The sequence below is a fragment of the Acidovorax sp. KKS102 genome (assembly GCF_000302535.1).
Classification (GTDB): Bacteria; Pseudomonadota; Gammaproteobacteria; order Burkholderiales; family Burkholderiaceae_C; genus Acidovorax.
Window position 1 is genome coordinate 2,641,224 of sequence record NC_018708.1, and the last position, 23,897, is coordinate 2,665,120.

Here is a 23,897-nt window from a genome sequence, read left to right on the forward strand (position 1 = left end):
TTAGATGGTCATGTCGTCTGCCACCACGAACGCCTTGGGATGGCGAACCACGGCATCCATGGTGTGCATGATCCGCAGTTGAACGTCGCCCTTTTCGTAGTAGCCAGCGGCGTAGGGGTTGGCCAGCACCTCGGTCACGCCCCATTCACCGATCACGATTTGCGAGAAGTCGCCAGCGATCACGCGGCCCTTGTCCGGGGTGCCGCTCTTGGCGTCCAGTTGGTTGGTGACGTAGGCGGGCAGGCCAGCCACGCGGCCACCGTCCATCAAATACACGCTACCGGCGCTGGCGTCCTTCAGGGTGGTTTGCAGCTTGGTCGCAGCCTTGGCATGGGTCAGCACGGCATTGGGCGTGATGTTCTCCAGGCCCAGTTTCTCCAGCATCGCCACGATGGTGGCCCAGCTCAGGGTGGCAAGGTTTGCCGTCTGAATGCCGCTCACGTTCAGGATGCCCACCGGCTGCTTTGCCAAGGCGGTTCCATGGATCAGGGCCTTGTCCACTGCCAGGCCCACCACGGCGCTGATGTCGTCCCGGAGCAGGGCTTCAATCGAGGGATTGCTCTGCAATGCGAGCTGGCGGGAGAACGCCGTCAGTGCGCCCACGGTCTTGGGTTCCAGCTTGATGGAGCTGTACGTGGTGTTGCTCTCGGTCAGGCTGTCGCCTTCGGCCACCCAGTAGGCGGTGGCTGCGCCGGTGGCCTTGGGCAGGACGGTATCGCCACGCAGGCCGGTCAGCACGCGGGCGCCCAGGCTGCGCACGATCAGGCTGTTGCGCAGCAGGCCGATGAATTGATCCGCACGGTAGTCGTCGGGCACCACAGCAGCCGCGCCAGTCGTGGTCATGGTGGTGCGCTTTTCAAAGATGCTCGTGGGCACCAGGATGCCACCATTGCGGGCGGTCAGGCCCTGGCGCTTGGCTTCGGCTTGGAACTCGGCCAGTGCGCCGGTGACGCTGCGGTTTTCAATCTGCGCGGCGATGGCGTCCAGCACGTTGACCTGGCCTTCCAGCTCGTTGCGGGCCTTGTCCACCGGGGCACCCAGCGAACGGCGCTCGGCGTCCTCGATGAACTGAGCGCGTTGCTCGTCGGCTTCCAGATTCTGAATCTCGATCTTGAGCCGGTCGAACTTCGCCTGGCCTTCGGCGTTGAGCTGGGGAGTGCTGGCCAGCAGGGAGCGGGCTTCGGAGACTTTCGCGGCGCGGGCTTCGCGGATTTGATGCAGTTGCATTTGTGGGCTTTCTTGAAAAAGTGCCCATGCAATCGCCGGGCGGGTTGCGATAGTTATTAACTATCAATTAGGCGTGATATATAGCTGTTATCAATCGTCATGTCAAGAAAAAACCCGCTCGGGGCGGGTCGGTGGTCAGGGCTTTGGGTACTGGCTCTGCAGATGGTCCAGCAGGTCGGCCCGTTGGTGCGGTGGCACCTCCAGGCACTGCCTGCGCCATTCCTCGGGATCGTCTTTCCAGTGGGCAGCGGCTCGCATGGCGGCGTCGATCAGTTCGGAGGTGATGCGTGCCGACTCCAGGATGCAGGCGATCAGCGCGGGCTTGTGGCCCAGGACGGCGGCGCGCTGCGCTTCCGTCAGCTTCCCGGCTGGCACCACGATGCCGGTTTTGTCCGGCGTCACGCTGGGTTCAATGCCGCACTGGATCAGGTCGGCAAGGATGGCTTCGGGCGTCATAGAACCTCCGTGCTTTGGGCAACTTGCTCATCAACTTGCTCAACTTGCTCATCGTTTAAAGGTTGAGCATCTTGAGCAACTTGATTGAGCAACTTGGGTCGGAACCAGTACCAAGCGTCATTCATCTTGCGCTTCGTCACGCCGATGGTGTCCGCTGCGCGGCGCACTGTCGCCCATGAAACGCCTGCCGCCCTGGCCTCTGTCTCCACATACTTGGATGGTGCGGAACCGTCTTTCAGGATCTCCACCAGGAAATCAATGGCGGCATCTTTGGCGCTGGCGTCCGACTGCTCCTGCTGCGGCTCGTCCGGGTCTGTCAGCAGCTCGCGTGCCGTGCCTTGCACCGCCTTACCCCATGCGATGTGTGACGCATGAATGCCGGGTATAGGTTCGGACTGTTCAAGGTGGTACTGAAACCCGCCATCGTCCGGGCCGATGTTGCTTTTGCTGCGGGCTAGGATGCGCGTGTCCTGGCCTTCTTCGTCGCCCTTCACCTTCGCTGCCACCATTACCACGCGGGCCACAGCAGTAAATGCCACGCTGCCCACCACGCGCTGCGCCGGGTCGGTTCCCTGGCCACCTTTGGCAAAGTGGGTGATGCCCAGCACCGCGCAGTCGCACTTTGCAGCCAGATCAACCAGGGGTTGCAATGCGCGTCGAACCTCGGTGTTCTTGTGGCTGTCGCCAGTGACGGCGCTCACCACAGGATCAATCACCAGCAGACTGATGCCGCCGATTTTCTCGATGGCCTCCAGCAGTTGCCCCAGGTCGCGGGCCGGGTCGAATGGCACCACTTCGCCGTCCCGGCGTGCGCCCTCGATGAAATAACACCGGGCACGATCCGCACCAGCCGCCATGAGGCGCGGCACCAGCGTATCGGCGGGGTCATCTTCACCGCTCCAGATCAGCACGTTGCCAGGTGCGCAGCGAGAACCATCTGGCCAGCGTCCGCCGATGGTGATGGTTGCCGCCATTGCCAGCGCGATGGTGGTTTTGCCCTGCCCAGGTGCGCCAGCGAGGATATGCAGCTTCCCCATGGCCAGCCAGTATTGCCACAGCCAGCGGTATGGCTCGGGCGTCAGGTCGGTGCCGCATGTCAGGATCACCTTGTCGCGCGGCCCCAGGCCCGATATGTCCGGCGAATCTGGCAGTTCGGGAAAGATTGGCCCGCGCTCGCGGTCGTCCAGCACCGATGCCATGGCGTTGTGCTCTGCAATGCTGCGCTTCATGCGAACACCTCCACCAAGCGAGTGATGCGGCCCGATGCAGTCAGCACGCGGGACAAGTCCACTTGAGACAGCACCACACCGTGCGCCACGTTGGCGGCGGCGATGGCTACAAGGTTGGCTTCCACTGCCAGCACCTCCAGCGCCTGGCGCGGAGAAAGCGGGGTAGGCTTGTGCTGGGTGGCGGGGCGTCCGTCATCAATCCATGCGCCCAGGGCCTTGGCGGCTTCTACGAACTCCAGGCCATGCTGCGCCATGTGATAGGCCAGCACATCGCCACCACGGGCACCACAGCCAGCCATGCAGGCGAATGCACCGCTGTCGGTATTGATCCGCATGGAATCACTGCCGCCGTGGAATTTGCACTCGGTGGTGCGCCATTTACCGCGCCCGGTCAGCTTCAAGCCTTCGGACTCGTAGTAACCCACCGCGTCGGGGAGATTGCGGCGGTCGAACCCCATTACAGCGCCTCCTTTGCGGCCACGCTGTTGCGCTCGCGGGTAATGCCCTCCAAGTATTTCGCCACCGCCTTGCGCGGGTACAGGTAGCGATTACCCAGCAGGATATATGCAGGCCCCATGCCACGCTTGCGCCATGCTTCAACTGTTTTTGGCGTGGCGGCTGCAAGTGCTTGGAAATCTTCCTCGATGAAACAGTCTAGGCGCTCCGCCATGTGGCGAACGCGCTCTGTCTCTTGAATGGCTGTAGCGGTCATTAACCCATCCTTTCCGGCTTATGCGCCAGTTGTTGCGATGGGTCGAATTTCGAGCTTTGATGACACTATGAATAGTGTCGAATATCTCCAGTTGGGTGGTGGGGGTGGTTCGGGTGGACCGGGAGAACTAGCGACGTGGACCAGTCTTCAGGCCATCAGCACGAAGAATCGACGCGATGGCATTCGCCTTCTCTCTGGAGACGCGGCGCTCATCGCGCAACCACCCAGCTACCATTTCATTCGTTGGTGCTGTAGATGGGTCCATAGGGTCGTACAGCGTCCAAAACCGATTCGCAGCGGCCTCTAAATGTCCCAATGCATCGGTATGGTGGGAGCCCCAGGGCCACTTACCCTCTCCCTCCTGTCTTTGTGAATGCTTCGATGCCTCAACTTCCGCAATTCTCTCGATAGTCCAGTTTAGGCGATCAATAGTTTGCTGCTGGATCATTCGACCATTCTCGATATTATGGCCGAGCCATACTGAAATCATTATTACAGAGCCCGCAGCCATATATGCAATACTCATGCCTTTCCACGCCTGAAGAAGGGTAGCATTGGGATCTGCTTTATTTTGTTCAAGAGCAATTAAGCGCATATCGAAGCCTTTATAGAATATATAAAGGCCACCCAAAATTAAGATCACCTCAAATATCCAAAAGGCTATCAACGGCACATTATGTTTTTTCGATTTCACATTTACTCCTTAAGTGAAATTTACAGCCCAGCCCGTCAGGGGAAACGGGTTTTCGCGCCGTCGCGCTAGGGCTGGCGAATTGGGTCAGGCCAGCGACTTGATCAGATAGTTTTGACGGTGGAGAACATAAGCCAGTCCGTCGCCAGCGTCCCCAGCATTCCAGTCGGCTGTGTGATAGCGAATATCGAAGCGCTTCAGCGCCACGTCCAGCGACGAACCCTCATATCCAGCGGCATTGCGGATCTCGTCTAGAAGGTCACGCGCCTGGCTTATCCAGAGCACCAGATCACCCAGTGCTGCCGCCTCGTTTGCCCGGTCCTCGGTGTCGTCGTCGCGTCGTTGGTTTACAGTTTCAGTAGCCATTTTCAAACCTCATTTTGGTGATGGTCAGGCGGGCGGGTTGTTCTCAGGCTTCCCGTTCGCCGTCTTGTTGCCCTGCTTTGTCCGGTGCAGGGCTTGCCGGTTTCTTGATAGCGTCGTGTACGTCCTCGGGCTTGATGGCCGTGTACCGGCGCAGCATGGCCCAGGTCTTGTGCCCCGTCAGCAAGGCTACCTGCGGGATGCCCAGGCCCATGCGGAAGAACTGGGCGGCGGCGCGGTGGCGCAGGTCGTGAAAGTGCAAATCTTCAATCCCCAGGGCTGTGCAGGCCCGCGTGAACGATGCCGATATGCTGCGTTCGTCATAGGGGAACAGGAACCCGGTTTCCCGCTCCTTGATGATGGGTTCCACGATGGCCCAGGCGTCGGGCAGTAGCGGCACCGTCTGGTTGTTGCCGGTCTTGTTGCGTGGGTCTTTGCGGTCGCGGATCACCACCGTTTTGGCTTGGCGGTCCACATCCTCGATTTCCAGGCGGGTGATTTCGCCCTGGCGCATCCCCGTGGCCAATGCGAACTGGCACACCGTCTGCATGGGGATTTTCTGGCGGGCCTTGGTCGCCCAATGGGCATAGATTCGGGCCAGCTCGTCGTCGGTAGGCTCCCGCTCGCGCTCCTTACCTCGGGTGCTCAGTCCCCGATGCGTGAGGCTGGCGCGGGCCTCCAATGCCAGGCGCTCGGGCAAGTCCAGTTGGCGGGCATGTCGGCCCCACTTGAGCACCGCCGACAAATAGGACAAGTCAGCGGCGATGGTCACGCCCCCTGCCCCGTCGTCCTGGCGGCGGTCGATGAAGTCGCGCAGCACCACGGCATTCAGGTTGGATAGCCTCACCTTGCCCAGCTCGCGCTTGAGCATGGCGAGCGTGGCCTCCTTCGTCTTGCCGGGTAACTTGGTGCTGCTCTCGATGTACTTTTCGATCAGGTCGGCCAGCGTGGCGCCCTTGGGTACAGGCGCATATCCACCAGCGGCGATATGGCTTGCCTGCGCCTCAATCTGGGTTGCCCAATCCTTCGCTTCGCGCTTGGTGGCGAAGGTGGCAGCGCGGTACATGCCCGCCCTTCTTATCTGGGCGCGCCACTTGCCGGACGGTAACTGAGAAAATGTCGCCATGTGTGTGCAGTCGTGTGCATCGGTTGATGCTCAGATTCTGCACTTTTAAGGCCCTTCGTGTGCACATCGTGTGCACTTTATCTTGCACACGATAGAAATCATCGGTTTGTCTCTTGGAAAATACCGTTATAAATCAATCACTTAGCCCGTGGAGAATGTCGGTTGCGCCGATGATGGACTGGACTGACCGCCACTGCCGTTACTTTCACCGGCTGCTGACGCGCCAGACCCTGCTGTACACCGAGATGGTGAACGCGGGCGGCATCCTGTATGGCGGCACCGAGCGCCACCTGCGCTTCAACGCCGAAGAGCACCCCGTAGCCCTGCAGCTGGGCGGCAACGAGCCCGACAAGCTCGCCCAGGCCGCCAGGCTGGGTGAGGAATGGGGCTACGACGAAATCAACCTGAACTGCGGTTGCCCCAGCGACCGCGTGCAGCGCGGTGCCTTTGGCGCCAGCCTGATGAAAGCCCCCCAGCTGGTGGCCGACGGCATCAAGGCCATGAAGGACGTGGTTAGCGTGCCCGTCACCGTCAAGCACCGCATCGGCATCGACAAGGTGGAGGACTACGGCTTTGTGCGCGACTTCGTCGGCACTGTGGCCGAGGCCGGGTGCACCGTGTTCATCGTGCATGCGCGCAACGCGTGGCTGCAGGGTCTCTCCCCCAAGGAAAACCGCGACATCCCTCCCCTGCGCTACGAGGTGGTGCACCGCCTGAAGGCTGAGTTTCCGCAGTTCACCATCGCCATCAACGGCGGCATCACCACCGATGACGTGGTGCAGGAGCAGTTGCAACACCTGGACGGCGTGATGATCGGCCGTGAGGCGTACCACAACCCCTGGTGGCTGGCGCGCTGGGACCAGCTTTACTACGGCGGCGCCCCCTGCCCCCTGACCCGCGAGGAAGTGGAACTGGCGATGGTCGAATACATGGAGCGCGAGGCCGCGCAGCATGGCACCCCATGGCCCCACATCGCCCGCCACATGCTGGGCCTGCGCCACAGCTTGCCCGGAGCCCGCATCTGGCGCCAGGTGTGGAGTAACCATCTGCTCAAGGACCGTCCCGCGCGGGAGGTGCATGCGTTAGCGATGCAGGCCTATGCAAGTGGAACGGCCGAGCCAGAAGCCGCTCACGCGCAACCGGCGTTGTCGGTCTGAACTGAATCATCGACTGGTCGGAGCTGTAACGCAGGCGGTGATGAGCAAACGTGCGAATAGTCCGTCCACAGTGCAGGTGTGTTTGCGCCCGCCCGTCGCGGCTGATGGCGCACGGCTTGTTGCACTGGCCCAGCACAGCAGCACGCTGCACGCGCCCTGGACTTCAGCCCCTTCAACCCCGGAAGCGTTTGCCAGCTATCTCGTACAAATGAACCTGCCCACGCACCGGGCGATGTTGGTGTGTACACCGGACCAGCATGATGGCAGTGAACAGATCGCAGGGGTCTTCAACCTTTCCCAGATCGTGATGGGCGATTTTTGCAGCGCCTATCTGGGCTATTACGTCTTTGCTGGGTTTGAACGCCGGGGGCTGATGGGCGTGGGCTTGCGGCATCTGTTGCGCTATGCCTTTGGCACACTGAAGTTGCACCGGCTGGAAGCCAACATCCAGCCCGGTAATGATGCTTCGATCGCACTGGTGCGCAGCTGCGGATTTCAGCAAGAAGGGTTTTCGCCCCGCTACCTCAAGATCAATGGTCGCTGGCGCGACCATGAGCGCTGGGCCATCGTGGCCGATTGAGTCAGAGAAGTTGTCTGCGCTCGCCAGAGCGCTTGTACACGGCGTCTACGATCAAGATGACCGGGACTCCAGCCGCCCCACCCACGCCGCCAGCGGCTCCGGCCGGCCGAACAGGTAGCCCTGCAGGCACTCGCACTGGCTCTCAACGAGAAAATCGGCCTGGGCGCGTGTCTCCACCCCTTCGGCCACCACGCGCAGGTTGAGGTGGCGGGCCACCGAGATGATGGACTGCACGATGGCCGTGTCGTTGGGGTCGTCGGGCGTGTCGTCCACAAAGCTCTTGTCGATCTTCAGCTCGTAGAGCGGGAGCCGCTTGAGGTAGGCCAGGCTCGAATAGCCGGTGCCAAAGTCGTCGATGGAAAAGCGCACACCCAGCTGCACGATCTCGGTCATGCGGGCGATGGTGTCGTCCAGGTCTTCGATCAGCAGGCTTTCGGTCACCTCCAGGATCAGCAGGGCCGGGTTGGCGCCGGTGTGGGCCAGGATGTGGCGCACGCGCTCGACAAAGTCGTCCTGGCGAAACTGCCGCTCGCTCACGTTGACCGAGAGCGACAGCGCGTGCCCTGCCCCCTGCAGGCGCGCCAGGGTCTCGCAGGCCTGCTGGATCATCCAGTCACCCATGCGCAGGATCAGGCCCGAGGCCTCGGCAATGGGGATGAAGCGGCTGGGCGGGACGTTGCCGCGCACGGGGTGGTCCCAGCGCATCAGCAACTCGCCGCCCACCACGTTGCCGGCCGCATCCACCTGGTTTTGCACAAAGGCCGCCAGTTGGCCCAGCGCCTGCGCTTTTTTCAAGTCCTGCTCCAGCGCCAAGCGCTCCTGCACGTCGGCCTGCATGGCAGCCTCGTAAAAGCGGATGCGGTTGCGGCCCAGGTCCTTACCACGGTACATGGCCGTGTCGGCCTCGCGCAGCAGGTCTTCCACGCCTTCGCCTCGTTTGGGGAAAAGCGTGATGCCGATGCTGCCGGTGGTGCTGTAGAGGTGGGTGTCGATGGTGTACGGCGCCTCCAGCGCGGTACGCATTTCTTCGGCCACCAGCAGCGCGGCGCGCCCGGCGGACTCCATGTCCGACGCCACGTTGTGCACCAGCACCACAAACTCGTCCCCTCCCAGGCGGGCCACGGTGTCGCCCGGGCGTTGCAATTGCGTGAGCCGCTGGGCCACTTGCATCAGCAGCATGTCGCCCACCGTGTGCCCCCGCGCGTCGTTGATCTGCTTGAAATTGTCCAGGTCGATGTAGAGCACAGCCCCCACCTGGGCGGCCTTTTGCGCGTTGGCCAGCGCGTGTTCCATGCGGTCCAGCAGCATGCGCCGGTTGGGCAGGCCGGTGAGCGCATCAAAGTAGGCCAGCTGGTGCGACCGCGCCTCGGCCTGCTTGCGCTCGGTGATGTCGCGCGACAGCGCGATGAACCGGGGTTCGTCGCCAGGCGCAGCACTCTCCTTGCGCGCAATCGACAACTCAAACCAGTGGGTCACCCCACCCAGCTCCAGCCGGAACTGGTGGCCTGACGAATACCCGGTGTGGTGCGCCGCTTGCAGGGACGCATGGCAGCCAGCAACGGCCTCGGGCGGCACTACATCGCGCAGCAGGCGGCCCAGAAACATCTCGGGCGGCACCGCCAGCTCTCCTGATCGGGCAGAACGGTAGTGGTGGATGCAGCCATCCAGCCCCAGCTCGAACAGCAGATCAGGAATGGCGCTGAGCGTGCTTTCGAGGTCGTCGCGGGTGGCGCGCAGTTCGGCCGTCATGTCCCGCGCCAAGGCCACGGCACGCTCGCGCCCCGTGGCCAGCAGCCAGGTGAACCAGGCCAGGATCAGGCTCAGCACCGTGCCCAGCAGCGCCACCGGGTGGTGTCCATCGTCCTGAAAGCGCTGCACAAAGCCAGGCTGGGGCGCCATCTGCAAGGTCCAGCGCCGCCCTCCCAGCTCCAGCTCGCGACGCGCCTGCAAAGGCTGTGCGCCCGTCCCCTGGGCAGACGCCTTCAGGTTGCTGAACAGCTGCACACCTGCGGCGGCACCGGCATCTCCGGCTACGGCGCCGGGAAATGTCGCACCCGTGCCTGGAGTGCTGTCGGTGATCTGCAAGCCAATGTCGGCGTCAAATTCACGGGACATGCCGTTGATCACGTCCTCCATCAGAAACGGCGCCGACACCCAGCCCGCCAGCCCTTGCCGCCTGCCCTCCACCGTGCCGTTGTCGGCGTCGGCGCGGTACAGGGGCATGTACATCACCAGCCCCGGAGCCGCGTTTTGCATCAGGGTCAGCCGCCCGGACAGCGCCAGCGCTCCGGTGTCGCGGGCCCGGTCCAGCGCTTCCTTGGCGGGTGGAAGGGTCAGCACATCAAAGCCCAGGGCCTTGAGATTGGGGCCCTCCAGCGGTTCGATGTGGGTGATGGGGGCCATCAGTGCGCGCTCGCCGGGTGGGCGCACCGCATATTGGTCGAAGCCCCGCTGGCGCATGTCCTCCAGGTGGGCCGTCAGCGCATTGCCGGGGAACTGGAGGATCAGCGACACCCCCTGCAGCCCGGGCCGGGTCGCCTGCAACTGCAGCGCACTCACGTAGGCCTGGAACTCAGCCCGGTCGATGCGCTCCGAGCCTTCAAAGTAGCCTTTGACGCCGCGCAGCACCACCTCGTAGGTCGCCATGCGGTCCTTGAGGTTGTAGGCGATCTGGTCGGCCGCCACCTCAAAGTTCTGCTCTCGTTTGGCCCGCGTGTTCTTTTCTTCGCTCTGCCAGTACAAGAAAGTCAGGCCCAGGGTGAGCAGCGCAATCAGCGGGGGCAGCACCACGGGCAACCAGCGGTGGTTGCTGGTGCCCGCCACCCCTTCGGGCGCCCACGCCACCGGCCCCTGCGGTGCAGGCGCATCGGTGTGCGGAGCGGGTTCTGGAGTCATGGCATCCTGGGTGATGGAAGCGCGTCGGCGGTACACAGGCTGTGGACCCGAGGGGCTGCACCATTATGAGCATCTGTCCTGCGCCGAAAAGGGGCATTTGCGCGCAAACTGCACACTGCTTGCGAACGCTGCACGGCTATGCTCGCACCCGCTGTACGCAGTCCCGTGCCTGCGCACCAGCTCTCACCAATCAACCCGGCAACACTCAACCCAAAGGCCTGGCATGGCATCGCTTGATTTCGATCTGGAGGAATCCCAATTTCGCAGCTGGTATGCGGCGCAAGCCGTGGCGCTGGAAGACGCCTGCGCAGCGCTCACGGCGCGCGTGGCGACCGTGGTGACCCAGGCGGGCGGCGTGGACATCACCAAGGTCGAGGGCCGGGTGAAAGATGTGGATGAATGCGTGCGCAAGTTCGTGCGCAAATACCGACCGGCGCTGGAAGAGAGCAACACGCCCTATGACATCCAGGCCTACATCACCGACCTGATCGGCGTGCGGGTGGTGTGCCTGTATGAAGACGAGCTGGAAAAGATCGCCCAGATCGTGCGTGCCCATTTCGCGGTCATTGATGTGACCGACAAGGTGTCGGCCGTGGAGAGCACCGAGGCGTCGTTTGGCTACAAGGGGCTGCACCTGGACCTGCGGCTGAGCGTGGCCGAACGCGACCTGCCGGAGCATGCGGCGTATGCCCAGTGGCCCTTCGAGCTGCAGGTGCGCACCATCATCCAGGACTCGTGGAGCGTGTTGGACCACAAGATCAAGTACAAAAAATCCATCCCGGGGCAGCTCAAGCGGCGCATCAACGTGCTGTCGGCCCTGTTTGAACTGGCCGACCGGGAGTTCCGCCAGATCCGCGATGCCACAGCGGCAGAACTGCTGCAGGCCCCGGACGAAACTGCCGAACCCGCACCCGACGCGGCCGCGGATTTGCAGGCCCCAGCCCGCGCCGCAGCCCCCAGCAGCGAGCTCAACGCCTTCACCTTCCTCAAGATCGCCACGCATTTCTTCAAGGACTTCGAGTTTGAACCGTCCAAGGTTGATGGTTTTGTGGACGACATCCAGGCCTGGTCGGCAGGCATGACACGCGCCCGTTTCAACAGCCTGATGCGGGAGACGATTGGCGTGGTCAAGCGCTACAAGCAGCACTTTGAAGACCAGAACCCCCAGGCCAGCTTCAACCCCTACACGGTGATCCGGCACTGTCTGTACCTGAGTAACAAGACCGCTTTCCGCCCCGCGCTGCGCAATTCGGCCCGCGAGTCGTTCGAGGCGTGGCTGAACGACAACGCGGAGCCCAAGCTGCAGGGATAAAGCCAAAATGGGCTCAAGCGCTAGTGTGCATTGCGCCAGATGCTATCATTTTGATGATTTCAGACCGGGGCATGACAGTCTCCTAAGGCACCACTGCGCTGCAGCTGGGCCGAAGTTGGTTTGTCGCAAAGGCGACTGGACATTGGTGGTTTTACTCCATGCGCTTGTTACCAAGTGCTGCTATATTGCACTGCAACAAAACGGAGTTTCGCCCCATGCTGTACCACCTCTACGAAACCCAGCGCTCCCTGATGGAGCCCTTCACAGATTTTGCGCAGGCGGCTTCCAAGTTGTTCAGCAACCCGGTCTCGCCGCTGAGCCAGACTTCGGTGGCCCAACGCATGGCCGCCGGCTACGACCTGCTCTACCGCCTGGGCAAGGACTACGAAAAGCCTGCATTCGACATCCATACGGTCGATGTGGACGGCATCGGTGTTGCCATCCATGAGCGGATCGAGGTGGACAAGCCGTTTTGCGAACTGCGCCGCTTCAAGCGCTTTTCGGACGACCCCGCCACGCTGACCAAGCTCAAGGGCCAGCCCGTGGTGCTCATCGTGGCGCCGCTGTCGGGCCACTACGCCACGCTGCTGCGCGACACCGTACGCACCATGCTCAAGGACCACAAGGTCTACATCACCGACTGGAAAAACGCTCGCCTGGTGCCGCTGTCGGAGGGTGAGTTCCACCTCGACGACTACGTCAACTATGTGCAGGACTTCATCCGCCATCTGCAAGGCATCTACGGCAACTGCCACGTGATCAGCGTCTGCCAGCCCACGGTGCCGGTGCTGGCTGCTGTGTCGCTGATGGCCAGCCGCGGCGAGAAGACGCCCCTGACCATGACCATGATGGGTGGCCCCATCGACGCCCGCAAGTCGCCCACGGCGGTGAACAACCTGGCCACCAACCGCAGCTACGAATGGTTTGAGAACAACGTGATCTACCGCGTGCCGGAGAAATTCCCTGGCGCCGGCCGCCGCGTGTACCCTGGCTTTTTGCAGTACACCGGCTTTGTGGCCATGAACCCGGACCGCCATGCGTCCAGCCACTACGATTACTTCAAGAACCTGATCAAGGGCGACGACGCCAGCGCCGAGGCCCACCGCAAGTTCTATGACGAGTACAACGCCGTGCTGGACATGGATGCGGACTACTATCTCGAAACCATCCAGACCGTGTTCCAGGACTACAAGCTGGTGAATGGCACCTGGGACGTGCGCTCCCCCGCCGGCAAGCTGGAACGCGTGCGCCCCCAGGACATCAAGACCACCGCCCTGTTCACGGTGGAAGGCGAGCTGGACGATATCTCCGGCTCGGGCCAGACCGAAGCTGCCCACGACCTGTGCAGCGGCATCGTGCGCAAGGAGCAGCGCCACCTGGAGGCCAAGGGCGCAGGCCACTACGGCATCTTCAGCGGCCGCCGCTGGCGCGACATCGTGTACCCCAAGGTGCGCGCCTTCATCCTGGAACATGAACTGCCCGCCAAGCCCGTGGCTTCGGCTGCAGCGCCCAAGCTCGCTAGCGCCTCGCCCGCCCCCGCCAAGGCGGCACCGGTAGCCAAAACCACCACGGCCAAAGCGCCCAAGGCAGCTGCAAAGCCTGCGCCAGCCCGTCCTGCGGCCAAGCCCGCCGGTGCCACCGCAGTGGCCACACGCTGGGTGCAACCCGCAGCCACCCCCACGGGTGCCGCCCAGGAGCCCACCGCCGACCTGAGCACGGCGCAGACCAGCGCTACGGCGGCGCCGTCCACCCGCAGTAGCGGCAAGAGCAAGGCGCGCAAGGCTTGAGCCACCCCGCTTCTGCCAGCACCGCACCGGCCCACGCTGGCTTAGCTGAACTCGCAGCGCGGATCGACGCCGCCCTGCCCCAGACGCAGTGCACACGCTGCGGCTATCCCGACTGTGCAAGCTATGCGCAGGCCATCGCCCAGGGCGAGGCCGCCATCAACCAGTGCCCCCCCGGGGGCGCTGAAGGTGTCGCGCGCCTCGCTGCCATCACGGGCCACGCCGTGGTGCCTTTGAGTGCCGACCACGGCGTGGAGGGCCCACGCACGGTGGCCTTCATTGACGAAGCGTGGTGCATTGGCTGCACCTTGTGCATCAAGGCCTGCCCCACCGATGCCATCGTGGGCTCCAACAAGAAAATGCACACCGTCATCGAGCCGTACTGCACAGGGTGCGAGCTGTGCATCCCCGTTTGCCCGGTGGACTGCATCCAGCTCGACAATGCCAGCGGTGGCGCGACCGGGTGGGCCGCATGGTCTGATGCGTTGGCACTTCAAGCCAAGCAGCGCTACCAGCAACACCGCCAGCGGGTGCCGCTGGAAGACGTCAAGGACGATGGATTCGGTGCGCAGGCCGATTCCACAACAACCGCCCTATCGCGCCCGGCGGCCAATGCAGTGGCTGCTGAGGGCATGGAAGCACGCAAGGCGGCCATTGCCGCCGCCATGGAGCGCGCGCGCCAGCTGCGTGAAAAAGGGTCGCGCTGAAAGCGGCACCCCAAAAGCGACGCCCAGGTCTCTGGACGAGAAACTGCTGGTCTGCGGATTACCGCGCGGCCAGTGACTTGTACACGCCGCAGCCCACGTACCAATCGCCCACGCGGCTCACGTAAGACATCTTGGTTTGCACCGCGCCGGTGGCTGGGTTGGTGATGTCGTACTCCACCCAACCTGGAGCGCGGTCGGCCTGGGTCACGATGTCGCTCACAAGCCGGTCGCCTGCAATGCCGGGGATGTCCTGCACGCGGGTACCCACCTTGGCCTGGTTGCCGCCAAAGGCCAGATAGGTGCCGCCAGCATCCAGCACAAACACATACATGTCGCGATCATGGTAGGGCTGCGTCTTGTCGGTGATGCTGCACAGAAACTGGTCGCGCGAGGTGGTCTTGTGCAGCGCCACGGCCTTGTTCACCAGGGCCACCGCCTCATCGGCCGTGCCCTGCTGCAGCCGGAACGCCGCCACCGCCTGGGACAGGGTGGAGGCGCGGTGCTCCAGCGCCTCAGCCTGCGAAACGGCGTGGCCCACCATCTGGGCGTTGTGCTGCGTGATCTGGTCGAGATGCTGCACGGAAGAACTGACCTCGCTCAAGCCCGTGCTTTGCTCAGCGCTGGAGCCGGAGATCTCGGTCATGCTGGCCGCCACGCTGCGAATGCCGCTGGCCATGTTGGCAATGCCCTCGCCAGCCGACCGGATCAGCCCCGCGCTGGCCTCCACCTGGTTGACCGAGGCGCCGATCAGTTCACGAATCTCGCGCGCCGCGTCGCCCGAGCGCTTGGCCAGCGTACGCACCTCACCCGCCACCACGGCAAAGCCTCGGCCCTGCTCACCGGCGCGGGCGGCCTCCACCGCCGCGTTCAGGGCCAGGATGTTGGTCTGAAACGCAATGCTGTCGATGACACCGATGATTTCGGTCATGCGGCGTGCGCTTTGCTGGATGGCCTCCACCGACTGCACGGCTCGCGCCATGGCCTCGGCCCCGCTGTCGGCAGCCTTGCGCACCTCGGCGGCACGGGCATCGGCGCTGCGCGCGGTCTGTGCGTTGTTCTGCACGGCCGACGAAAGCTGCTCCACGCTGGCAGCCGTCTGCTCCAGATTGGCGGCTTGTTGTTCAGTGCGTTCAGCCAGGGAGCGGTTGCCTTGCGCCAGGCTTTGCCCCGCATGGGCCACCAGTGCCGCGTTGCTGCGAATATCCGCCACCATGGATGAGAGCGTGAGCACCATCCGGTCGAGCGACTGGGCCATGGACCCGACCTCGTCCCGTCCGTTGACACCCGCACGGGCCGACAAGTCGCCCCGCGTGGTCTGCTCCATCGCATGCGCCACGCTCTGCAGGTCGGAGGCCAGCCCCATATACAAGGCACACAGGGGATAGAGCACCACGGCACCGGCCAGCGCCACAGCCCACCACGGGGCATCCATGGCGGCCATCGCCAGGGCGCCCGCCATCAACACACCCAGCGTGATCAGTTTGCCCGGCAGGTGCCACCTGCGCATCCACCAGAGTCCGGGGCGCAGCGGTAGGAATCCAGACATCTTGTCTCCGTTATCGTTTTTGAAAGGGAGCCATGCTAGGTGTCCGCTCTTACGTCGGATTGACAACCCCATCCGGCGCGTGGGGGCCCGCCTCAGCGCGTTGCCCTGCCCATTGCCATGGCGTGGACGACACCTGGCACCACGCCTTGGGCGCACGCCCTTCGCCCATAATGTCGCTCCATGAATCCCCTGCTCTCCCATCTCCAGCCCTACCCCTTCGAGCGGCTGCGGCAACTCTTCGCGGGAGTCACCCCCCCGGCGGCCTACAGCCCTATCAGCCTGGGCATGGGTGAGCCACGCCATCCTACACCGCAGTTCATCAAAGATGCACTCAGTAACAACCTGGGCGGACTGGCCAGTTACCCAGCCACCGCAGGCGAACCCAAGCTGCGCGAGGCCTTCACACAATGGATACAACAGCGCTATGCGCTGACCCTGGACCCGGGCACTCAGGTGCTGCCGGTCAACGGCTCGCGCGAGGCACTGTTTGCGTTCGCGCAGACCATCATCGACCCCTCGCAAGGCCAGCCGCTGGTCGTATGCCCCAATCCGTTCTATCAAATCTACGAAGGCGCCGCCCTGCTGGCGGGCGCCCAGCCGTACTACGCGGCCAGCGACCCCAGCCGCAACTTTGCGGTGAACTGGGACGCCGTGCCCGAGGCTGTGTGGCAACGCACACAGTTGCTCTTCGTCTGCTCGCCCGGCAACCCCACGGGCGCCGTGATGCCGCTCAGCGAATGGAAGAAACTGTTTGAGCTGAGCGACCGATACGGCTTCGTGATTGCCTCGGACGAGTGCTACAGCGAGATCTATTTCCGCGACGAACCGCCGCTGGGTGGCCTGCAGGCTGCAGCGCAACTGGGGCGTGGCCACTTCAAGAACCTGATCTCTTTCACCAGCCTCTCCAAGCGCAGCAACGTGCCCGGTATGCGCAGCGGCTTTGTGGCTGGCGACGCCGCGCTGATCAAGTCCTTTTTGCTCTACCGCACCTACCACGGCAGCGCCATGAGCCCCATCGTGCAGGCTGCCAGCATCGCCGCCTGGAGCGATGAAAAGCATGTGGTGGAAAACCGGGCGCTGTACCGCAAAAAGTTTGCCCAGGTCACGCCGCTGCTGGCTGGCGTGATGGAAGTCGCCCTGCCCGACGCCGGTTTCTACCTGTGGGCCAAGGTGCCGGAAGCCCTTGGCATGGACGATGCCGAGTTCGCGCGCGCCCTGCTGGCTCAATACAATGTGACGGTGCTGCCCGGCAGCTACCTGGCCCGCGAGGCCCAGGGGAGCAACCCCGGCGCCCAGCGCGTGCGCATGGCCCTGGTGGCCGAAGCCGAAGAATGCGTGGAAGCCGCGCTGCGCATCGTGCAATTCATCCAATCCCGTACTGCCTGATCTGATCGACAACAACATGACCCAACAACTCCAAACCCTCATCGACAACGCCTGGGAAAAACGCGCCAGCCTCTCGTCCGCCGCCGCCCCCAAGGAGATCCAGGACGCCGTCGAGCACGTGATTGCCGAGCTGAACAACGGCAAGCTGCGTGTGGCCACCCGCGAAGGCGTGGGCCAGTGGACCGTGCACCAGTGGATCAAGAAGGCCGTGCTGCTGTCCTTCCGCCTGAAGGACAACGAAGTCGTCAAGGCTGGTGACCTGGGCTTTTACGACAAGGTGCAGACCAAGTTTGCCCACCTGTCCGAAGAAGAAATGAAGGCCACCGGCGTGCGCGTGGTGCCACCTGCTGTGGCCCGCCGTGGCAGCTTCATCGCCAAGGGTGCGATCCTGATGCCCTCGTACGTGAACATCGGCGCCTACGTGGGCGAAGGCACCATGGTCGACACCTGGGCCACCGTGGGCTCGTGCGCACAGATCGGCGCGGGCGTGCACCTGTCCGGCGGCGTGGGCATTGGCGGCGTGCTGGAGCCTCTGCAGGCCGGCCCCACCATCATTGAAGACAACTGCTTCATCGGCGCCCGCTCCGAGGTCGTCGAAGGCGTGGTGGTCGAAGAGAACTCCGTGCTGGGCATGGGCGTGTACCTGGGCCAGAGCACCCCGATCTTCAACCGTGCCACCGGCGAAATCAGCTATGGCCGCGTGCCTTCGGGCTCGGTGGTGGTGAGCGGCAACCTGCCCAAGACCGCCGCCAACGGCGCACCTTACAGCATGTACGCTGCCATCATCGTCAAGCAGGTGGACGCGCAAACCCGCTCCAAGACCAGCATCAACGACCTGCTGCGCGACTGATTGCGCTGCATGAGCGCGGCCTGATGGGCCGCCTTGCCGACAGAGACTGACAACAAGAGGGAAACACCATGAGCACGATGGAACGAATTCTTCGCCTGATGGCAGAGAAAAAGGCCTCCGACGTCTATCTGTCGGCCAACGCCCCCGCGCTGATCAAGATCAACGGCGAGTGCGTGCCCATCAACAACCAGATCCTGCCGCCCGACGCACCGCGCAACCTGCTGTCTGAAGTGGTCCCCCCGGACCGCATCGAAGAGCTGGAGGAAACCGGCGAACTCAACATGGGTGTGCCGCTCAGCGGCGTGGGCCGCTTCCGTGTCAGCGCCATGCGCCAGCGTGGCAGCTATGCGGTGGTGATTCGCTTCATCACGCAGCAGATCCCCGAATTCGACACTCTGGGCCTGCCCCCGGTAATGCGCGAGCTCATCATGGAAAAGCGCGGTCTCATCCTGATGGTGGGCGCCACGGGCTCGGGCAAGAGCACTTCGCTGGCGTCGATGATCGATACCCGCAACGAGGCGCTGACAGGCCACATCCTCACCATCGAGGACCCGGTCGAGTACCAGTTCAAGAACAAGAAGTCCATCGTCAACCAGCGCGAAATCGGCAGCGACACCCAGTCCCTGCAAACCGCCCTGAAGAACGCGCTGCGCCAGGCGCCCGACGTGATCCTGATCGGCGAAATCCGCGATCGCGAAACCATGTCGGCCGCCATTGCCTATGCGCAGTCGGGCCACCTGTGCCTGGCCACGCTGCACGGCAACAACAGCTACCACGCGCTCAACCGCATCCTGAGCTTCTACCCGGTCGAAGTACGGCCTACGATGCTGGGCGACCTGGCCTCGGCCCTCAAGGCCGTGGTGTCGCAGCGCCTGGTGCGCAAGACCGACGGCGGCCGGGTGCCTGCGGTCGAGGTCATGCTCAACACCAAGCTGGTGTCCGATCTCATCGAAAAAGGCGACTTCTCGGGCGTGCGCGAAGCCATGGAGAAATCCATGGCCGAAGGATCGCAGACCTTCGAAGAAGCGCTGGCCCGCCTGATCATGGACGCGCAGATCGACCGCAAGGAAGGCATGGCTTATGCCGATTCGCCTACCAACCTGATGTGGCGCCTGCAAAACGACTTTTCCCTGGCCGCCAATGCCGCCAAGGCCCAGAAAGAAGCACGCGATGCCCCCGACGATACGCCGTCGTTCACCGAGATCGTGCTGGACGTTAAGCCGGCGGCATGATGTGACGCCGCACGAAGCGGCCTGCGGAGCCCTTCCTCAAGGGGACGCCGTGCTCGGTGCCGAGCGTCTCTCGCACGGCGGCCCTTGCCCGGGCTGCGTCGTGTCGCTCCCCGTCTCCATGATCGCAGCGTGGCTGCGTGTCTCCATTTCCTGATTCTCATCCCATGTCCCGAACCCTGCACCTGGCCGAACAGCTCATCTCTCTGCCTTCCATCACACCGGAGGACGCCGGTTGCCTGGACCTGCTGGCCGAGCGACTCGCCCCGCTCGGGTTTGTGTGCGAACGCCTGGACAGTGGCCCCGCCGACTTCCGCGTCAGCAATTTGTGGGCAAAGCGGCCAGTAGCGCATGTGAATCATGCCTCAGCAGCTATCAAAACCGTAGTATTCGCGGGGCACACCGATGTCGTCCCCACCGGTCCATTGGCCCAATGGAGCAGCGACCCGTTCGTGCCCACCCACAAGGACGGCAAGCTCTATGGCCGGGGTGCCAGCGACATGAAGACGTCTATTGCCGCCTTCGTGGTTGCAGTGGAGGAGTTCCTGGCCGCCACGCCGGCCCCGCTGATCGAGCTGGCATTTCTGCTGACCAGCGACGAGGAAGGTCCCTCCGTCGATGGCACCAAGGTCGTGGTTGAACAGCTCAAGGCGCGCGGCGAAAAACTCGATTACTGCATCGTGGGCGAACCCACCTCCGTCGAGAAAACCGGAGACATGATCAAGAACGGACGGCGCGGCACCCTGAGCGGCAAGCTCAGCGTGCGTGGTATCCAAGGCCACATTGCCTATCCGCAGCTGGCCCGCAACCCCATCCACCAGGCCCTGCCCGCGCTGGCAGAACTAGCCTCCACCGTGTGGGACAACGGCAATGCCTTCTTTCCGCCCACCAGCTGGCAAATCAGCAACATGCATGGCGGCACGGGCGCAACCAACGTGATCCCCGGGGAAGTGGTGATCGACTTCAATTTCCGCTTTTCGACCGAATCGACGGCAGAGGGCTTGCAGCAGCGAGTGCACGCCGTGCTCGACCGACATGGCCTGGAATACGACCTGCGCTGGACGCTCGGCGGCCAGCCCTTCCTTACGACGCCCGGTGAACTGGTGGGCGCCGTGCAGCAGGCCATCGCGTCCGAGACAGGTATCACCACCGAACTGTCCACCACCGGAGGCACCAGCGACGGCCGTTTCATTGCGCAGATCTGCCCCCAGGTGATCGAACTGGGCCCCCCCAACGCCACGATCCACAAGATCGACGAGCATGTGGTGGTGGCCGACATCGAGCCGCTCAAGAACATTTACCGCCGCACGCTGGAAAACCTGCACGCTCAGGCCCTGGCAGCCCAGGCGGTGACCGCATGAGCAGCTCTACGCATCCCCTGACCGGCAACACCGTCGGTGCGCTGGTCGAATCTGGCGCCCAATGGCTGGCATCGGCCGGGGTGTTCTTTGGCCACGGCACCACCAACGCCCATGACGAAGCCGCCTGGCTGGTGCTGTGGCGCCTGGGCCTGCCGCTGGACAGTGATCTCTCAGACGCGCCAGATTCCATCAAGAATCAGGCCGTAGCGCCCGATCAGCTTGCCCTGGTAGCTACACTTTTTGAAGAACGCATCCGCACACGCAAGCCCGCCGCCTACCTCACGCGAGAGGCCTGGCTGCAGGGCGTGCCCTTCTACATTGACGAACGCGCCATCGTGCCGCGCAGCTTCATCGCAGAACTGCTGGCCGATGGCAGCGTAGACGGATTTCTGAGCGAAAACACCCGCCAGATGCTGGACCTGTGCACCGGCAACGGCAGCCTGGCCGTGCTGGCCGCCATGGCCTGGCCCGAAGTCGAAGTGACCGGCGCTGACATCTCGGCCGACGCCCTGGCCGTGGCCCACATCAACGTGGACAAACACGGCCTGCAGGACCGCATCAGGCTGCAGCTCTCCGATGGCCTGGCCGCCCTGCCCGGCCCCTGGGACTTGATCCTCTGCAACCCGCCCTACGTCAACGCCGACAGCATGGCCGCGCTGCCCAGCGAGTACCGTGCCGAGCCTGAACTGGCCCTGGCCGGTGGCGCTGACGGCATGGACTTTGTGCGCCAGCTGTTTGCCGCGGCTCCCGCCTGCATGACTGAGGACGCCGTCATCATTCTGGAGATCGGCAACGAGCGGGCGCACTTCGAGGCGGCGTTTCCGCAACTGCCGGTTTTTTGGCTGGAAACCAGTGCGGGAGAAGACCAGGTTTTGCTGGTCACCCGGCGGGCCCTGGCCGCCCAAACCCAGCTCACGGCACAATAGAGCCCCTGCGCCACCTTGGGCAGCTGCAACGGCTCTGCCGTTCACAACTGCGCTGGCCCCCAGAGTTTTGTATGCCACCCGCCTCGCGCGGGTGTGCTTTTTTCTGATTCCCGGATGATCACCCTCAAGAACGTTACCCTGCGCCGAGGCACGAAAGTCGTGCTTGACAGCGTGTCCACCACCATCAACCCCGGCGAAAACGTCGGGCTTGTGGGGCGCAATGGCGCAGGCAAATCCAGCCTGTTTGCACTGCTCAGCGGCAAGCTGCATGAAGACGGCGGAGACTTTCACATCCCCTCGAGCTGGCGCATGGCCGAGGTCGCGCAGAACATGCCCGAGACCGATCAATCCGCCACCGATTTTGTGCTGGAAGGCGACACGCGCTTGGCCGAAGTGCAGCGCCAGCTGGCCGAAGCCGAAGCCAGCGACGATGGCATGGCCATTGCCCATGCGTATTCCGACCTGCACGATGCTGGCGCCCACGATGCCGTGGCCCGCGCCCAGGCGCTTATCCTTGGGCTGGGTTTTCGGGTGAGCGAACTCGACCAGCCCGTCAACAGCTTTTCGGGCGGCTGGCGCATGCGCCTGCAATTGGCGCGTGCGCTGATGTGCCCCAGCGATTTGCTGCTGCTGGACGAGCCCACCAACCACTTGGATCTGGATGCACTCGTCTGGCTCGAAGCCTGGCTCAAGCGCTATGCAGGCACCATGATCGTGATCAGCCACGACCGCGAGTTTTTGGACGCGATCACCAATGTCACCCTGCAAATCCAGCAGGGCGAATTGAACCGCTACGGCGGTAACTACAGCAAGTTTGAAGAACTGCGCGCCCAGCAACTGGAGCTGCAGCAAGCCAGCTTTGCCAAACAGCAGGAGAAGATGGCGCACCTGCAAAAGTTCATCGACCGCTTCAAGGCCAAGGCCAGCAAGGCCAAGCAGGCGCAAAGCCGGGTCAAGCAACTTGAACGCATGGAGAAAATCGGACCGGTGCTGGCCGAGGCCGAATTCACTTTCGAGTTCAAGGAGCCAGCCAACCTGCCCAATCCGATGCTTGCCATCAGCGACGCGTCGTTTGGCTATGTGGACGAAGAAGGTACGCCCACCACCATTCTCACGGGCGTCAACCGATCCGTGCTGGCTGGGCAGCGCATCGGTATCCTGGGCGCCAACGGACAGGGCAAGTCCACGCTGGTCAAGACCATTGCGCGCACCATGAAGCCGCTCGCGGGCAGCATCACGGAGGGCAAGGGGCTGAACATCGGGTACTTTGCGCAGCAAGAGCTCGATGTGCTGCGCCCCAGTGAAAACCCGTTGGAGCACATGATCCGTCTGGCCAAGGAACTAGGGCCGGATGCCAAGCAACCGAGCCGTGAGCAGGATCTGCGCAGCTACCTGGGCAGCTTCAACTTCACCGGCGATATGGTCAAACAGGCCGTGGGCACCATGAGCGGTGGTGAAAAGGCGCGCCTGGTCCTGGCCATGATTGTCTGGCAACGCCCCAACCTGCTGCTGCTCGACGAGCCCACCAACCACCTGGACTTGGCCACCCGCGAGGCGTTGGCCATGGCGCTCAACGACTTCGACGGCACCGTCATGCTGGTCAGCCACGACCGTGCACTGCTGCGCTCGGTGTGCGAGGACTTCTGGATGGTGGGCCGGGGCGTGGTCGGCCCGTTCGACGGAGACCTCGACGACTACCAGCGGTACCTGCTCGAAGAATCCAAGCGCCTGCGCGAAGAAGCGCGGCTTGCCGAGCAGGCACAACAACAGGCCTCACAGGCTCCTGCTGTAGCCCCAGCCGTCGCACAGCCAACGTTGGCACCTTCCGCGGCTGTGCCCCCACCTGCGCCCTCTTCCCCCCCCGCACGCGACGGACGAGAGCAACGCAAGCTGGATGCCCAGACCCGTCAACAACTGGCCGAAAAGACCCGCCCGCTCAAAAAAGAGCTGGAGCAGATCGACAAGCGCCTGGCGGCCTTGAGTGCAGAACGCACCGCATTGGAGCAAAAACTGACGGAAACCCTGCCTCCCGCAGAGATCGCCGAATGCGGCCGGCGCCTGAAAGCCGGAAACGACGAAACGGAAAAACTGGAGGAGCGCTGGCTCGAAATTTCTTCTGAGCTCGAAGAAATTTCAGCGACTTCGGTAGGCTGAAGATGTAAAGTCCTGTAAATTTCCGCTGGAGTTTTCAGAATTTCACAAAGCTGGATATGAATTCGCAGCTACAAAAAATGTAGCTATTTTTTGGATCAGTCTACAGGCTATTGCGGTTGCATTTTTTTGCGAAAGGCTGTCAACGAACCATGGACGGGCCGCGTTGTTGGTACATCACAGGAGTTTTCCACCATGAATACCACCGC

Annotated in this window: 21 protein-coding genes; 11 read left to right on the forward strand and 10 right to left on the reverse strand. The window is 63.2% G+C overall.

Annotated features, from left to right (window positions below; all coding sequences use genetic code 11):
- From C380_RS12145 to C380_RS12175, 8 genes are all read right to left on the reverse strand, one after another.
- Window positions 1-1,227, reverse strand: coding sequence for a phage major capsid protein (locus C380_RS12145; protein ID WP_015014150.1), 1,227 nt, complete (start codon window positions 1,225-1,227; stop codon window positions 1-3).
- Window positions 1,228-1,362: 135 nt separating this feature from the next.
- Window positions 1,363-1,683 (reverse strand): hypothetical protein, encoded by a 321-nt coding sequence (locus C380_RS12150; RefSeq protein ID WP_015014151.1) that lies wholly within the window; start codon window positions 1,681-1,683, stop codon window positions 1,363-1,365.
- Complete coding sequence (locus tag C380_RS12155) at window positions 1,680-2,912, reverse strand: AAA family ATPase (protein ID WP_015014152.1); 1,233 nt, start codon at window positions 2,910-2,912, stop codon at window positions 1,680-1,682. The genes C380_RS12150 and C380_RS12155 overlap by 4 nt, the downstream gene beginning before the upstream one ends.
- Window positions 2,909-3,370, reverse strand: coding sequence for a CHC2 zinc finger domain-containing protein (locus C380_RS12160; protein WP_015014153.1), 462 nt, complete (start codon window positions 3,368-3,370; stop codon window positions 2,909-2,911). Before C380_RS12160 ends, C380_RS12155 begins: the two co-directional genes overlap by 4 nt.
- Window positions 3,370-3,624 carry a hypothetical protein gene (locus C380_RS12165; RefSeq protein WP_015014154.1) on the reverse strand — a complete coding sequence of 85 codons (255 nt, stop codon included), beginning with the start codon at window positions 3,622-3,624 and terminating at the stop codon, window positions 3,370-3,372. Before C380_RS12165 ends, C380_RS12160 begins: the two co-directional genes overlap by 1 nt.
- A 127-nt stretch (window positions 3,625-3,751) precedes the next feature.
- Window positions 3,752-4,318 carry a hypothetical protein gene (locus C380_RS25420; protein ID WP_202950187.1) on the reverse strand — a complete coding sequence of 189 codons (567 nt, stop codon included), beginning with the start codon at window positions 4,316-4,318 and terminating at the stop codon, window positions 3,752-3,754.
- 84 nt (window positions 4,319-4,402) lie between these two features.
- Window positions 4,403-4,681 carry a hypothetical protein gene (locus C380_RS12170; protein WP_015014155.1) on the reverse strand — a complete coding sequence of 93 codons (279 nt, stop codon included), beginning with the start codon at window positions 4,679-4,681 and terminating at the stop codon, window positions 4,403-4,405.
- A gap of 43 nt (window positions 4,682-4,724) precedes the next feature.
- Window positions 4,725-5,804, reverse strand: coding sequence for a site-specific integrase (locus tag C380_RS12175; protein WP_043565371.1), 1,080 nt, complete (start codon window positions 5,802-5,804; stop codon window positions 4,725-4,727).
- 155 nt (window positions 5,805-5,959) lie between these two features.
- Here C380_RS12175 and dusA point away from each other — a divergent pair, with 155 nt between their 5' ends.
- Together dusA and C380_RS12185 are read left to right on the forward strand one after the other, a co-directional pair.
- Window positions 5,960-6,961: a tRNA dihydrouridine(20/20a) synthase DusA gene (dusA, locus tag C380_RS12180; RefSeq protein ID WP_043565373.1), complete on the forward strand. Its 1,002-nt coding sequence runs from the start codon at window positions 5,960-5,962 to the stop codon at window positions 6,959-6,961.
- Window positions 6,962-7,001: 40 nt separating this feature from the next.
- Window positions 7,002-7,541: a GNAT family N-acetyltransferase gene (locus tag C380_RS12185; RefSeq protein WP_148279956.1), complete on the forward strand. Its 540-nt coding sequence runs from the start codon at window positions 7,002-7,004 to the stop codon at window positions 7,539-7,541.
- Window positions 7,542-7,592: 51 nt separating this feature from the next.
- Here C380_RS12185 and C380_RS25735 read toward each other — a convergent pair whose 3' ends face one another.
- Window positions 7,593-10,436 (reverse strand): EAL domain-containing protein, encoded by a 2,844-nt coding sequence (locus C380_RS25735; RefSeq protein WP_015014159.1) that lies wholly within the window; start codon window positions 10,434-10,436, stop codon window positions 7,593-7,595.
- A gap of 223 nt (window positions 10,437-10,659) precedes the next feature.
- Between C380_RS25735 and C380_RS12195 the strand changes: the two genes are divergently transcribed.
- From C380_RS12195 to rsxB, 3 genes are all read left to right on the forward strand, one after another.
- Window positions 10,660-11,748, forward strand: a complete 1,089-nt coding sequence (locus C380_RS12195; RefSeq protein WP_015014160.1) for a GTP pyrophosphokinase family protein — start codon at window positions 10,660-10,662, stop codon at window positions 11,746-11,748.
- A gap of 215 nt (window positions 11,749-11,963) precedes the next feature.
- Entirely contained in the window at window positions 11,964-13,535 is a 1,572-nt protein-coding gene (locus C380_RS12200) for a polyhydroxyalkanoate depolymerase (protein WP_015014161.1), read from the forward strand.
- Window positions 13,532-14,239, forward strand: a complete 708-nt coding sequence (gene rsxB / locus C380_RS12205) for an electron transport complex subunit RsxB (protein WP_015014162.1) — start codon at window positions 13,532-13,534, stop codon at window positions 14,237-14,239. Before C380_RS12200 ends, rsxB begins: the two co-directional genes overlap by 4 nt.
- Before the next feature lie 58 nt (window positions 14,240-14,297).
- Here the strand turns inward: rsxB and C380_RS12210 are convergent, their stop codons facing one another.
- Entirely contained in the window at window positions 14,298-15,785 is a 1,488-nt protein-coding gene (locus tag C380_RS12210) for a methyl-accepting chemotaxis protein (RefSeq protein WP_015014163.1), read from the reverse strand.
- Window positions 15,786-15,965: 180 nt separating this feature from the next.
- On the opposite strand from C380_RS12210, the gene dapC reads away from it, so the two are divergent.
- The 6 genes from dapC (at window position 15,966) to C380_RS12240 (ending at window position 23,691) form a co-directional block, all read left to right on the forward strand.
- Complete coding sequence (dapC, locus tag C380_RS12215; RefSeq protein ID WP_015014164.1) at window positions 15,966-17,171, forward strand: succinyldiaminopimelate transaminase; 1,206 nt, start codon at window positions 15,966-15,968, stop codon at window positions 17,169-17,171.
- Between the two features lie 16 nt (window positions 17,172-17,187).
- On the forward strand, window positions 17,188-18,021 hold the full coding sequence (gene dapD / locus C380_RS12220) for a 2,3,4,5-tetrahydropyridine-2,6-dicarboxylate N-succinyltransferase (protein ID WP_015014165.1): 834 nt from the start codon (window positions 17,188-17,190) through the stop codon (window positions 18,019-18,021).
- A 68-nt stretch (window positions 18,022-18,089) separates the two neighbouring features.
- The gene (locus tag C380_RS12225) at window positions 18,090-19,253 is read left to right on the forward strand and encodes a PilT/PilU family type 4a pilus ATPase (protein ID WP_015014166.1); all 1,164 of its coding nucleotides are present in this window, start codon (window positions 18,090-18,092) and stop codon (window positions 19,251-19,253) included.
- A 164-nt stretch (window positions 19,254-19,417) separates the two neighbouring features.
- Complete coding sequence (gene dapE, locus C380_RS12230; RefSeq protein ID WP_015014167.1) at window positions 19,418-20,611, forward strand: succinyl-diaminopimelate desuccinylase; 1,194 nt, start codon at window positions 19,418-19,420, stop codon at window positions 20,609-20,611.
- Window positions 20,608-21,537, forward strand: coding sequence for a 50S ribosomal protein L3 N(5)-glutamine methyltransferase (gene prmB / locus C380_RS12235; RefSeq protein ID WP_015014168.1), 930 nt, complete (start codon window positions 20,608-20,610; stop codon window positions 21,535-21,537). Before dapE ends, prmB begins: the two co-directional genes overlap by 4 nt.
- A 114-nt stretch (window positions 21,538-21,651) precedes the next feature.
- Window positions 21,652-23,691: an ABC-F family ATP-binding cassette domain-containing protein gene (locus tag C380_RS12240; protein ID WP_015014169.1), complete on the forward strand. Its 2,040-nt coding sequence runs from the start codon at window positions 21,652-21,654 to the stop codon at window positions 23,689-23,691.
- Window positions 23,692-23,897: the final 206 nt, after the last annotated feature.

Coding starts and splice junctions, on each gene's coding strand:
- C380_RS12145 (WP_015014150.1), bottom strand. CDS start 1,227: ATGCAACTGCATCAAATCCGCGAAGCCCGCGCCGCGAAAGTCTCCGAA.
- C380_RS12150 (WP_015014151.1), bottom strand. CDS start 1,683: ATGACGCCCGAAGCCATCCTTGCCGACCTGATCCAGTGCGGCATTGAA.
- C380_RS12155 (WP_015014152.1), bottom strand. CDS start 2,912: ATGAAGCGCAGCATTGCAGAGCACAACGCCATGGCATCGGTGCTGGAC.
- C380_RS12160 (WP_015014153.1), bottom strand. CDS start 3,370: ATGGGGTTCGACCGCCGCAATCTCCCCGACGCGGTGGGTTACTACGAG.
- C380_RS12165 (WP_015014154.1), bottom strand. CDS start 3,624: ATGACCGCTACAGCCATTCAAGAGACAGAGCGCGTTCGCCACATGGCG.
- C380_RS12170 (WP_015014155.1), bottom strand. CDS start 4,681: ATGGCTACTGAAACTGTAAACCAACGACGCGACGACGACACCGAGGAC.
- C380_RS12175 (WP_043565371.1), bottom strand. CDS start 5,804: ATGGCGACATTTTCTCAGTTACCGTCCGGCAAGTGGCGCGCCCAGATA.
- dusA (WP_043565373.1), top strand. CDS start 5,960: ATGTCGGTTGCGCCGATGATGGACTGGACTGACCGCCACTGCCGTTAC.
- C380_RS12185 (WP_148279956.1), top strand. CDS start 7,002: ATGAGCAAACGTGCGAATAGTCCGTCCACAGTGCAGGTGTGTTTGCGC.
- C380_RS25735 (WP_015014159.1), bottom strand. CDS start 10,436: ATGACTCCAGAACCCGCTCCGCACACCGATGCGCCTGCACCGCAGGGG.
- C380_RS12195 (WP_015014160.1), top strand. CDS start 10,660: ATGGCATCGCTTGATTTCGATCTGGAGGAATCCCAATTTCGCAGCTGG.
- C380_RS12200 (WP_015014161.1), top strand. CDS start 11,964: ATGCTGTACCACCTCTACGAAACCCAGCGCTCCCTGATGGAGCCCTTC.
- C380_RS12210 (WP_015014163.1), bottom strand. CDS start 15,785: ATGTCTGGATTCCTACCGCTGCGCCCCGGACTCTGGTGGATGCGCAGG.
- dapC (WP_015014164.1), top strand. CDS start 15,966: ATGAATCCCCTGCTCTCCCATCTCCAGCCCTACCCCTTCGAGCGGCTG.
- dapD (WP_015014165.1), top strand. CDS start 17,188: ATGACCCAACAACTCCAAACCCTCATCGACAACGCCTGGGAAAAACGC.
- C380_RS12225 (WP_015014166.1), top strand. CDS start 18,090: ATGAGCACGATGGAACGAATTCTTCGCCTGATGGCAGAGAAAAAGGCC.
- dapE (WP_015014167.1), top strand. CDS start 19,418: ATGTCCCGAACCCTGCACCTGGCCGAACAGCTCATCTCTCTGCCTTCC.
- prmB (WP_015014168.1), top strand. CDS start 20,608: ATGAGCAGCTCTACGCATCCCCTGACCGGCAACACCGTCGGTGCGCTG.
- C380_RS12240 (WP_015014169.1), top strand. CDS start 21,652: ATGATCACCCTCAAGAACGTTACCCTGCGCCGAGGCACGAAAGTCGTG.